Source organism: Mycobacterium sp. TH-M106 (assembly GCF_057473765.1).
Map to the genome: position 1 here is coordinate 1 of NZ_JBYCLE010000341.1, position 11150 is coordinate 11150.

10 protein-coding genes and 1 pseudogene are annotated in these 11150 nt (G+C 68.0%); 2 read left to right on the forward strand and 9 right to left on the reverse strand.

Going from position 1 to position 11150, the window contains the following annotated elements:
- Positions 1-412: 412 nt before the first annotated feature.
- Positions 413-697: pseudogene (locus AC2VOP_RS11705) on the reverse strand (integrase catalytic domain-containing protein); the annotation flags it as partial.
- A gap of 143 nt (positions 698-840) precedes the next feature.
- A complete protein-coding gene (locus tag AC2VOP_RS11710) occupies positions 841-930 on the reverse strand; it encodes a (Fe-S)-binding protein (RefSeq protein ID WP_486961119.1) in 90 nt (29 codons plus the stop codon).
- 107 nt (positions 931-1037) lie between these two features.
- Here AC2VOP_RS11710 and AC2VOP_RS11715 point away from each other — a divergent pair, with 107 nt between their 5' ends.
- Positions 1038-3506, forward strand: a complete 2469-nt coding sequence (locus tag AC2VOP_RS11715; protein WP_486961120.1) for a hypothetical protein — start codon at positions 1038-1040, stop codon at positions 3504-3506.
- An 87-nt stretch (positions 3507-3593) separates the two neighbouring features.
- Here AC2VOP_RS11715 and AC2VOP_RS11720 read toward each other — a convergent pair whose 3' ends face one another.
- The 7 genes from AC2VOP_RS11720 to AC2VOP_RS11750 all read right to left on the reverse strand — a co-directional run bounded on the left by AC2VOP_RS11720 (position 3594) and on the right by AC2VOP_RS11750 (position 10648).
- Positions 3594-4388, reverse strand: coding sequence for an LLM class flavin-dependent oxidoreductase (locus AC2VOP_RS11720; RefSeq protein WP_486961121.1), 795 nt, complete (start codon positions 4386-4388; stop codon positions 3594-3596).
- A gap of 66 nt (positions 4389-4454) precedes the next feature.
- On the reverse strand, positions 4455-5372 hold the full coding sequence (locus tag AC2VOP_RS11725) for a ketopantoate reductase family protein (protein ID WP_486961122.1): 918 nt from the start codon (positions 5370-5372) through the stop codon (positions 4455-4457).
- A 4-nt stretch (positions 5373-5376) separates the two neighbouring features.
- On the reverse strand, positions 5377-6549 hold the full coding sequence (locus AC2VOP_RS11730; RefSeq protein WP_486961123.1) for an enolase C-terminal domain-like protein: 1173 nt from the start codon (positions 6547-6549) through the stop codon (positions 5377-5379).
- Positions 6550-6682: 133 nt separating this feature from the next.
- On the reverse strand, positions 6683-7792 hold the full coding sequence (locus AC2VOP_RS11735) for a hypothetical protein (RefSeq protein ID WP_486961124.1): 1110 nt from the start codon (positions 7790-7792) through the stop codon (positions 6683-6685).
- Complete coding sequence (locus AC2VOP_RS11740) at positions 7789-8670, reverse strand: DNA-methyltransferase (RefSeq protein ID WP_486961125.1); 882 nt, start codon at positions 8668-8670, stop codon at positions 7789-7791. The genes AC2VOP_RS11735 and AC2VOP_RS11740 overlap by 4 nt, the downstream gene beginning before the upstream one ends.
- A gap of 257 nt (positions 8671-8927) precedes the next feature.
- A complete protein-coding gene (locus tag AC2VOP_RS11745) occupies positions 8928-9383 on the reverse strand; it encodes a MaoC family dehydratase (RefSeq protein WP_486961126.1) in 456 nt (151 codons plus the stop codon).
- A 20-nt stretch (positions 9384-9403) separates the two neighbouring features.
- Complete coding sequence (locus tag AC2VOP_RS11750) at positions 9404-10648, reverse strand: CoA transferase (RefSeq protein WP_486961127.1); 1245 nt, start codon at positions 10646-10648, stop codon at positions 9404-9406.
- Positions 10649-10816: 168 nt separating this feature from the next.
- Here AC2VOP_RS11750 and AC2VOP_RS11755 point away from each other — a divergent pair.
- On the forward strand, positions 10817-11150 hold a 334-nt coding region (locus tag AC2VOP_RS11755), incomplete at its 3' end, for an alpha/beta hydrolase-fold protein (protein WP_486961128.1).

The window sequence follows — 11150 nt, forward strand, 5'->3', positions numbered from 1 at the left end:
AGGAAGCAACTTGCAGAATCAACAACCGGTCCGGTGTGTCGTTGCCCCAGGAAGCAGGGCCTATTCGCCGGCGGGTAGGGGTATCAAATCCAACAGAATCGAAAATCACCATGGGGAACGGGAACCGCTGCTGGCACTCCTCGATGCCCTCGAGGATCCACTTCGAGGCGTTGTTACGGATCGAGGCGTTCTCGGTCCAGCCGATCACCAGGTCGGTCATCGTCAGCGTGCGAGCGAACTCGCCGATCAGACTCGGGCCGCAGTGCGCCACGGTGTCGGCCTCGATCACCCCCGGATCCTTCGGCGCCTCATCGGAGCAGGTACGGATGGCGATCGAATTACGCAGCAACGGTGACGGTTTCGTCGTCGAGATGCCCTTGATGCGCATCGCATCCCGGGCGGGTTTAAGGTAGCGGTCCACAGTGGCCGCGCTCATCGCCTTCAACTCGGCCAAGGCCGCCTCGGTGGCGAACGGCTTGTCGAGATCACCGGCGGCGGCCATAAGCGGCAGCCACAGGTCGAGCATCACCACCAGATACTTGCCGCAGGGCATGCCCATCAACGCCCACACATGCTCCAAAAGCGCACGAGCGTCGTCGCTGAAGCCCCGTGGCCGCAAGCTGCGCCCGTCGACCTGCTCGGCCGGAGCCGGCAGCCTCGGGCCGGTCAACATCCGCCGGGCCGTCGAGCGACCCATCCCGGTGGTGTCCACCACCCGATCCAAAATCTTGGTCTTGTCCGCCTTCGACGCCTTGCCGGTACTGACCTCGCAGTTTGTTCGTTACCTGCCGCCTGGCAGCCATATCGATCTTGCCTTCCATATCGGGCAAGCTTTCCCGGCTACGCGCTCAAACTTGATGAGGCACCACCGCTGGCTACGCGCTCAAAGTAGGTGAGGCACGCCGGTTGGTTGCACCGACCACACAGCACAAACTAGGCTTGGCAGCCGGGCACATAGATGCTCTCCTAATAATCAGGTTCTCTTCTAAATAATCAGGACACCCGGAAGAAGTCATAAAGACGTGGGGGTAAAGCGCATGGCTGGTCTGTACACCCAGCGGAATCATCGAGCACGCAGCAGTAAAAACCGTCGCCGCCGGGTGGTCGGGGTGTCATCGACGGCCGGGGCGTTTGTCGCCGTGGCGATGACGCCGCTGGCGGGCGCGCCGCCGGCGCGCGCCGACGTTGTGGATGTGCTCGTCGATCCGATCGTCAACGCCCTCGCCGGGGTAGATCCCGGCCTGGGTGTCGACGCGGGCAGTCTGGGCTTGGGTGGCGCGGCGTCGGCTGATCCGTTGGCGGGGCTGGTGTCGTCGTTGAACACGGCCGCGTCAAGCTGGTTTGACCAACTGGTCTACACGCCGCTGTACACCGGCATGGAGAACTGGATCACCAGCCCGTTGGGCACCCGCGTCGATGACGTCATCAACACGCTGGCCGGCCAGGATCTGATCGGCAACGGGGCACCCGGCACCGCGGCGCACCCCGATGGCGGCAACGCGGGGTTGTTGTTCGGTGACGGCGGGGCCGGGTATGGCTACAGCGGCGACGGCGGCAACGCCGGGCTGATCTTGGGCGACGGCGGCAACGCTGACAGCGCTGGCGGCGTCGCCGATGGCGGAGCCGCCGCGGCGAGCGCTGACCCGGCGGCGTCGGGGTCAGCAGATCTTGCCCTTGTTGACGGCACACCGGGCGTCGGCGGGCACTCGGCGTTGTTGTTCGGCAACGGCGGCAACGGCACCGCGGGCACCGCCGGGCTTGACGGCGGTCACGGCGGGGACGGCGGGGCCGGCGGTAACGGCGGGTTTTTCTTCGGTAACGGCGGCAACGGCGGGGACGGCGGCGCCGGCGGGGCCGGTACGGTGACGCACCCGGACGGTGGCGCGGGCGGCGCGGGCGGCGCCGGCGGCAAAGGCGGGCTGTTCTTCGACAGCGGGGGCAACGGCGGGCACGGCGGGGCCGGCGGGGCCGGCTACACCCCCCCTGCCGATCAGCTCGGTGCTCACGGCGGTGACGGCGGGGCCGGCGGTGACGGCGGCGCCGGCGGTGAAGGCGGGCTTTTCTTCGGTCACGGCGGTAACGGCGGGGCCGGCGGGGCCGGTGGTACAGCCGCCGGCGCCGAGAGCACCGGAGGCGCCGGCGGGGCCGGAGGCGCTGGCGGGTTCGGCATCCACGAAGCCGGTGGAACATACTTCGGGGTCGGCGGCGCGGGTGGCGCTGGCGGTGCGGGGGGTGCGGCCAGCGGCGCCGACAGCACCGGCGGTACTGGTGGCACCGGCGGTGACGGCGGTGCCAGCAGCGCATTCTTTGGCCGCGACGGCGGCTCCGGCGGTGCTGGCGGTGCCGGGGGTGCGGCCAGCGGCGCCGACACCACCGGCGGCGCTGGCGGCGACGGCGGCGACGGCGGTGTCAGCAGCGCATTCTTTGGCCGCGACGGCGGTGCGGGTGGAGCCGGCGGTGCCGGGGGCGCGGCCCACGGCGCCGGTGCCGCCGCCGGCAATGGCGGCACCGGCGGTGACGGCGGCATCGGCAGCGCATTCTTTGGCCGCGACGGCGGTGACGGCGGCACCGGCGGCGACGGGGGCGCGGCCGTGGGCACGGACAGCACCGGCGGTGACGGCGGCACCGGCGGCCATGGCGGTCTCGGCGCCGCAGTCTTTGGCAGCCACGGCGGTACGGGTGGCGCCGGCGGTGATGGGGGTGCGGCCAGCGGCATCGGCGCCGCCGCCGGCAACGGCGGCACCGGCGGCAACGGCGCCATCAGCGGCGGGCTTGGTGGTCATGACGGCAGCAACGGCGGTGCCGGCGGTGACGGCGGCAACGGCGTCAACGGCGCAGCTGCCGGCCATGGCGGCGACGGCGGTACGGGCGGCGCCAGCACCGCGCTGAGCTTCTTTGCCCACGGCGGCCACGGCGGCCCTGGCGGCAACGGCGGTGTCAGCGGCGATGGCACCGCCGGACACGGCGGGGCCGGCGGTGACGGCGGCACCAGCCTGCTGGCACCTGGTGCTGGCGGCGGGGGTGGCGGCGGCGGCGGCGCTGGCACCGACGGCCACGGCGGCGACGGCGGTACCGGCGGCAACGGCGGCCTCGGCGTCGGTGACGGCATTATCACCGGCGTGCCCGACACCGGCACCAAGATCACCGGCTTCCTGGGTGGGGATGGTGGCACGGGCGGCACCGGCGGGGCCGCCAACGACGGCATTGGCGGTGTCGGCGGCGACGGCGGCGACGGCGGAGCCACCCTCAAAGGCGCTCTGCTCGGCTGGGGCAATGGCGGCAACGGCGGGGACGGTGGCGCCGGTGACGGTGGCACCGGTGGTGCCGGCGGTAACGGTGGCGACGGCGGGCTCATCGGCCCCCACGGCAACGGTGACGGCGGTGTCGGCGGCGCTGGTGGCCACGGCAGCCCCGGCCTGGTGGGCGAACCCGGCGGCAACGGCGGCGACGGCGGCGCCGACGGCACACCGGGCACACCCGGCACTCCCGGCAAAAACGCCGGGTAACGCCCGCGGAGCGACCTCCTCGGTCCCGGTTGCGGGTGCTCCCGCAGACCACAACGTCTACCGCGTGGCCGAGCGCAGCTGGCACGCTCAGCTCGGCGTGCCCCGCTCGATAACCCGCAGCACCTTATCGGGTCCAGCACCGGGCCAGAAGTCGTGCATCACCCAGGTGGCGCCCGCCGCGCGGTAATCGTCGATGTCCTCTCCCACACCGGGGGAGACGGCGATGTCAAACCCTTCGCGGTCACCGCGGATGGTCTTGACGGTGTCCGCGATCCGGGCGACCCCGGCCACATCCATACCGAGCGGGAAGATGCCGTCGTAGCGGGCCGCCCGCTCGATCGGGCTGCCCGTCGTGCGGTTGACGCCGAACCACAGCGGTATCCGCGGCTGCTGGACCGGTCCGGGGATCGCGCGGACACCGTCGGCGACGACAGCGCCGCGGTGGTGGACCGTCTCGCCGGCCCACAGCGCCGTCAAAACCGCGACGCCTTCGTCGAGCACCCGACCGCGCTGGCGGGCGTCGACGACGCCGCCGAGGGCCGAATACTCCCGCCCCAGGTCGCTGCCGAGGCCCAGGCCCAGGATCAACCGCCCTCGGCTCAGCCGATCCAGCGTCACCGTCTCCCGGGCCAGTTTGAGAATCTGCCGGCGCGGCAGCGGAGTAACCATCGGACCCAGCCGAATCCGGTCGGTGACCATCGCGGCGGCAGCCAAGGCGACCCACGGGTCGGCGATGTCCCAATCACCCTTTACCGGGCTCAGGACGTGATCCCAGACGAAAAACCCGTCCCAGCCGGTCTCCTCGGCGGCACGAGCGAGATCAGCGACGGCGTGCGGATCGGCCAGCGCGCCGAACAACGGCAGGTGGATCGCATGGCGCATCCACCAACCGTAACTTCCGGCCCGGTTTCGGCGGAAACCCGATCGACGGGGCTCAGCACATCCAGATCAGATCCATTGTCGTTCAACCGCTTTGACCAGTGCGGTCAGCGTCGTGTTGACCGGCGTCGGCACCCCGGCGAGCTCAGCGTGTCGCACCACCGCACCGTTGATCACGTCGATCTCGCTGACCCGGTGCGCTTCGTGGTCGAGCAGCGCCGAGGGTTTGGCGCCCGGCACCGCCGCGCCGAAAGCCAACACGTGGGCCACCGGATCGGTGACTGTCACCGCGACGCCGGATGCGCGGGCCACCGTCCACGCCTCGGTGGCCGCGACGCGGCTGACCGGGCCTAAGTCCGGGTCCTCCATCACCTGGCCCGCGGTCAGGCCGGTCAGGGCGCAGGCCGCGCTGTAGGCGGCGTTGCAGATCAGTTTCTCCCACTGCATGGCGGCGATATCGCTGACCGCGGCCGCGTCGAAGCCGGCAGCGGCCCAGACCCGGGCGATCGCTTCGACGTCCGGGTACGGCAGCGACGAGTAGGCGCCGAACCTCATCGCGCGCATCGCGTTGTAGTGCACCCGGCCGGGTGCCGGGCGTGCGGCCCCGAATCCGCTGGCGATGCCCACCGCGAGCCGCTGCTCTCCGACGATGCCGGCCGCTGTCTGCGCCGAGCCTAGGCCGTTCTGGATGGTCAGCACCGGGGTCGTGTCACCCAGCATCGGCAGCGCTTGTCGGGCGCCGCCGGCAACGTCGGCGGCCTTGACCGCGAGCACCACCAGGTCCATCTCTTCGGGCGGGGCGGTGGTAGCCGCCCGCAGCGTGGCCACCTGGTCGCCGTCCGGGCCGCTGATCTGCAGCCCGTGGCGCTTGATCTGCGCGACATGCTCCGGCGACCGGTCGACGGCCAGCACGGCGTTGCCCGCCGCCGCGAGTTTGGCCGCGTAGAGGGAGCCCATCGCCCCGCAGCCGATGACCGCGATCTTCATCTGCTCATCTCAGCAGTTCGGCGATGAGTTCGGCCAGCCCGGCCTGCTGTTCCAGGCCGAAGCCCGGCGCATCCGTCGGCGCGATCATGCCGTCGGACAGCACGCACCCGCCGGGGTACCCGCCGAACGGCGCGAACACCCCGGGGTAAGCCTCGCAACCGCCCAGAGAAAGGCCGGCCGCGATGTGCAGGTTGATCAGGTGTCCGCCGTGCGGAAACGCGTGCCGCCGGTCGAAGCCGTGGGCTTCCAGCACCGCCAGCATCCGTGCGTACTCGGTCAGGCCGTAGCTGAGCCCGGCGTCCATCTGGAAAATATCGCGGTCGCGGCGCATCCCGCCGTAGCGGACGAGGTTGGTCACGTCCGGCACCGAGAACAGGTTCTCGCCGGTTGCCACCGGGCCGTCGTAGCAGCCGGTCACCGCCCGGTTGAGTTCGAAGTCCAGCGGGTCGCCGGGCTCTTCGTACCAGCGCAGCCGATAGGGCGCCAGCCTCTCCGCCCAGTGGATCGCCGTGTCTTGGTCGAACCTGCCGTTGGCGTCGACCGCGACCCGGTCACCGCCGCCGACGATCTCGATCACCGCCTCGATCCGCGCCAGGTCGTCGGGGATCGACGCACCGCCGATCTTCATCTTGACCGTGTCGTAGCCCAGGTCACGGTAGCCGCGCATCTCGGCGCGCAACTGGTCGATAGCTTCATCGAGCTGGCCGGGATAGTAGTAGCCGCCGGCGGCATACACCGGGACCGGTCTGGTCGCTGCGGGCCGGCCGAAGCGGCGGGCGATGGTGGCGTAGGCCGGTTCGTCGGCGAGCTTGGCGTTCAGGTCCCAGCAGGCCAGTTCCAGCGCCGCCGCCGCGGCCGCCCTGTCGCCGTGGCCGCCGGGTTTCTCGTCGGCGATCGCATGCGCCAGTACTTTCGCGGGGTCGATGCGGTCGGAGTCGTCGACGAGTTGCCCGGGGTCGGCGTCGAGCACCCGGGGGATCATCCGGTCGGCCAAGATGCCGCTCTGGGCGAACCGGCCGATCGAGTCGAAAGCGACACCGCTCACCGGTTTTCCGTTGCGGATGACATCGGAGACCACCGCCACCAGCGACACGGTGTGCTGGGAGAAGTCGACCACCGCGTTGGCGATGTCGCTGTGCAGGGCAACCGGCGTCTGCACGATCTGGGTGATCCGCATCGCGGTCGAGGTTAATCGAGGTCGAGGCTAATCGGGGTCGTCTTCATCGCCGTCGTTGTGGTGGAGGGGTTTTTCCGGGTCGTGGAACTCCTGCGCGGGTAAGCTCCGCTCCCCGACAACTGCGGTCGTGTGCTCAGTCGTTGACAAGGCTCTTTAGCTGAGGGAAAGGCGTAACTGTCAGCATCTCGTCGAGCGTCTCAAGCGTGAAAACGCGGCCATCGGTGTATTGCAGCACAGGTCCGAGGGTGTCATTGACGCGAGCCCACCCAGTGCCGCCGAGCATGGCGATCACGGGTACGCCACCCAGGCGGGTGCCCTCGTTCTGCAACAATCGGAACCGGGTGGCTTTGTCGCGGGCTGTCCCGCCGTCGTTGGTCGCTTTGCATTCCAGCATGGCGCGCAGTGTGTCCGACCTGTCGAAAACGACGAAATCCGGTGCAGGTGTGACGGTTACGCCGAACCGTGCCGCAATGTCGCCCTGGTTGTGGCTACCCGTTCGTATGTAGGGCACCCCTGCACCTTTGAATAGTGTTTCGACCTCGTCCTCGAGAAGATCACCCTTCTTGCTGGATGTTGCATTAGTAACCTGTCCGAATGAACCACCGTAGTGGCGCTGGTGCAGAAAGGCGCCGTACGGCACTCCCGCGGTAGCTAGGTGCCTTACGGTCTCCCATCCTTCCAGCGTGTCGTACTTGTCCTGTTTGCTGTGCAGACCAGGCGGAGCGTCGGTGAACAGTTCTTTTCGGATCAGCTGGTCGATCGTATGCGCCAGCACTGATGCCTGTTCTGGGCTCAGCCGGCTGCCACGTTTCTCGGCTCCGTCGATAGTGCCGGGGGCGATAGCCGGTGCGCCGACGCCGAGTTTCTCTGCGACCATCGTCGTTGTCAGGGCGAGTTCATTCTTCAGTAGGCCCGTGATCGTACGGAATACGAGGAGGATCTGCGGCTGATCCTCCAGCAGAGTCGCGAGCGATGCGACATCGACGTTCATAAATCCTTCTGTCGCCTCCTCGGCGGCGGCGTAGATGAGGGCGAAATGCCCCTGGTCGTAGAACGGTGCGTCGTGGATAAACGCGAAGTCCGGTGCGAGATGCCGTACGTATAGTTCGCGTGCCACCGCCGCGTACACGGCGGGCTGATCGGTCTTGCCTAGTTTCTGCGGGATCAACCGCACCTCGTTGACGCGCTTGTCCCACGTGTCGGCCGCGACGATTGCCGCGACCGTCGCATCGATCGCTGTCACTGACCGACCGCGTGAAGCTCTGCGGGCGGATCCTCGGCAATGCCCTCCGCGATTCGCCGCCGTGCCTCAACGACGAACTCGGAATGCAACTCGAAGCCTAGGGCCTGCCGGTCGTATCGGCGTGCCACCGCCACGGTTGTGCCGCTGCCTGCGAATGGGTCCACTACTAAGCCGCCCTTCGGGCTGGCGCAGCGGATGAAGAACTCGGCAAGGCCCTCGGGCATCGCCGCAGTGTGCGCCACGCCGCGGTGCTGGTTGTATGTCTGCGGCACCCACACGACGTTTCCGGGGTCGGCACCGCCGCGCAGGTAAGTCTTGGTGCGGTCTCGGCCGAAGCCTGCCGCCGTGTTTCGGCGGCCGTTCGGGTCTTGGGCGCGCCGTGCTATCTCCGCTGCATCGGCCCTGTAGGGCACGCGCACGGCGTCGAGGTCAAAGTAGGGTCGCGGGCCGCGGGCGAAGTGGTAGACGTACTCGAAAGAGTCTTTGGCGCGTGGTCCGAACTTCCCCGGCACAGCGTTCGGTTTGGCCCAAATATAAGTTTCGATCCAGCGCCAACCCATCTGTTGTAGAGATAGCACCAGCTGATAAACGTATGGGTGGCGTTGCCCCTTCAATGGGCCGCGGTTGGCAACCCGGTTCTTGATGTTGAGCACGAGGCTGCCGGTGTCAACCGTCGCCGTTAGCATCTTCTCGGCATACGGGAGGAACCACTCAACGTAGTGGTCGGGGTGAATCCTGCTATAGGCACGCGCGTCGGCGTACGGCGGCGAAGTGAAAAATAAGTCGACCCTGCCCGACGGGAGTTTGGGTAGCAAGTCCGCGGAGTCGCCGTGCACGATCCCGTTAACCACCATGCGATCCAGTCCAACCGGCGCCATACGCGGGATCGTAGCCAAGGGCACCCACAAGGCATCCGCGGCACGCTCACACACTTCGGTATTCGGCGAACAGGTCACTATCGTCGACGGCCGGCACCACCCGATCGTCGGCCGTCGCCTCACCACATCGTTGAACCGCGCCAGTACGCCTCGTCGCCGTGCGAAGCTGGCTGGCCCGTACCGCCAAACTTGCGTTAACCGAACTCATGTTTGAGTTACAGCGTGGCCTGCCGACACATGCCGACATCGACAACCCGTCAGGTCAGGTAGCGAACAATGCTCTCCGCCACGCACGCCGGCTTGGCGCCACCCTCAACCGACACCGTGGTCGACAGCGTTACCTGATACCCACCGTCACCGAGGTCTGCGACGTCGACGACCGAACTCTCAGCGCGGATCCGCGAACCGACCGGCACCGGGGCAGGAAAACGAACCTTGTTCACGCCGTAGTTGATGCCCATCCTGACACCGTCGACGCGGTACATCTGGTGCATCAACTGCGGCAGCAGCGCCAACGTCATATACCCGTGTGCGATCGTCGTTCCGAACGGTCCTTGCGCGGCGCGCTGCGGATCGACATGAATCCACTGGTGGTCGCCGGTCGCGTCGGCGAACAAATTGACCGCATCCTGGGTGATCGTCACCCACTCGCTCACGCCGATCGGTTCACCCTTCAATGCGGCCAGCTCGTCGACCGATGAAAAAATGCGCATCTGCTGTTGCCCTTTCACTGTTATCCCGTTGCCCCTGTTGAGACAGCGCCGGATTGCACCAGCCGGTCGATCTCGTCCCGGGTCATTCCCAGCCGTTGCCGAAGGACGTCCGCGGTGTGACCGCCGAGCTCCGGCGCGGCGACCGGCGGTGGGTGGGCGCCGTCGATCGACGCCGGCAACCCCGCCGCAAGGTAGTCGCCGACCAGGGGCTGATGCAACGACGCGAACATCGGGTTGGCGCGCACGCGCTCAGAACCGGCGACCTCCAGGAAGCTGCGATACCGGTCCCACAGCAACGACGTCGCCGACAACGCGGCCTCGATTTCGGTTGCGGTGTGTTCAGCGAACCACCCGGTGAACAACCCGGTCAGCACATCGCGGTGCCGGTAGCGCTGACCCTCGTCGGTGAAGTCGACATCCAATGCATCCGACAGCGCGGCAACGACTTTGGCGGTTGCCGTCACCTCGGTCAAGTCGCGGAAGTGGCGGTCGGTGAGCGTGACCACCATGAACGAAACACCGTCGCTGCTGGTGAAGCTCTGGCCGTACTGCCCGTAGATCGAGTTTCCGATGCGTTCCCGACGGCTGCCGTTCACCATCGCCTCGGTGAGGAAGCCCAAGGTGCTCGTGGTGGCCAGCGCGACATTCTCCAGCGCCAGGCTGATCCGGCTGCCCGTACCGGTGCGCTCGCGGTGGCGCAACGCGGCGGTCACCGCCAGGGCGGCATGCAGACCACACGCCACATCCCACGCCGGCAGCACATGGTTGATCGGCGCCCCGCCTGCCCCGTACGCCCCGTACTCTGGGGGGCCGGTCACCAGCGGAAATCCGTTCGCCGCATTCACCGTGTAGTCGACCCCGGTCGAGCCGTCAGCCCGGCCGTGCACTTCGAGGTGGATGAGGTCGGGGCGTTGTGCGACCAGGGTGTCGTAGGAATGCCAGTCCCGCCCAGCCATATTCGTCATCAGGATCCCGCTGTCGGTGATTAGCCGCTGAACCAGCCGCTGGCCGTCGGGGGAACGCAGGTCCGCGACCACCGAACGTTTGCCCTTGTTCAGGCCCGCCCAGTAGATGCTGGTGCCGTCATCGGTGATCGGCCAGCGGTGATAGTCGGCGGCCCCGCCGATCGGATCGACCCGAACCACATCGCAGCCGAGCTGGGCCAGCGTCATCCCGGCCAGCGGTACGGCGACGAAACTGGCCATCTCGATGACGCGCACCCCGGCCAGTGGGCGCGTCGAATCGAATGTTGGCGGTTCGGTCATACCAGGACGATACCGACCTGGTAGTGGCCCCAGCCGCCCACCGAGTCCGCAGCGATTCTCAATCGTTAGCGAACCGCGACATCACATGCCGCAGCGGCGAAGAGGAGGTGGTGCCAAGTTGTGTTTGACTGCGGCTGAACGGCATTCACAGCAGTAGAAGGAGACACGATGAAGCGCCTTGAGAAGTTCCGCTGGCCGCACCGGCTGACGATCCCGGCTATCGGAGCGGCGATGCTGGCCGGCTTGATCGGCGTAGCCGGTGTGGTCGGCGCCGTCGGCGGTGCGCCGACCGCAGCGGCATTCTCCAAACCCGGCCTACCGGTGGAGTACCTGCAGGTGCCCTCACCGTCGATGGGTCGCGACATCAAGGTCCAGTTCCAGGGCGGCGGTCCGCACGCGGTCTATCTGCTCGACGGCTTGCGCGCTCAGGACGACTACAACGGTTGGGACATCGAAACTCCCGCGTTCGAGGAGTTCTACCGGTCCGGCCTGTCGGTGGTCA